The following is a 255-nucleotide window of genomic DNA, read 5'->3' on the forward strand; positions in this document are numbered from 1 at the left end:
AGCCTTGGTTCAGGCGCGGGTCGGCCTGGTGCAAAGCTGGGCGAATGAGCCGCTGTTGAAGACAGCTTTCGCCGAGCAAGTGAAATCCATGCAGCAGCTTGAGGCGCTGGTCGAAAAGACGATTAATGATCATCTGAAGGAAGCCGGCTTGCTCGGTCAGTTGAAGCGTTGCGTGAAAGTTGAAGGCATTGGATTTTTGACCGGAGCCCGCTTGCTCACGGCGTTTCAGCGGGGCGACTTCAGAAACGCGGATGC

At 56.5% G+C, this 255-nt stretch carries 1 pseudogene; it reads left to right on the forward strand.

Annotated elements, in window-relative coordinates:
- A pseudogene (locus tag AACY49_RS31555) lies at window positions 1-255 on the forward strand (IS110 family transposase); the annotation flags it as partial.

The sequence above is a fragment of the Pseudomonas sp. EL_65y_Pfl2_R96 genome (genome assembly GCF_963970905.1).
Taxonomy (GTDB): domain Bacteria; phylum Pseudomonadota; class Gammaproteobacteria; order Pseudomonadales; family Pseudomonadaceae; genus Aquipseudomonas.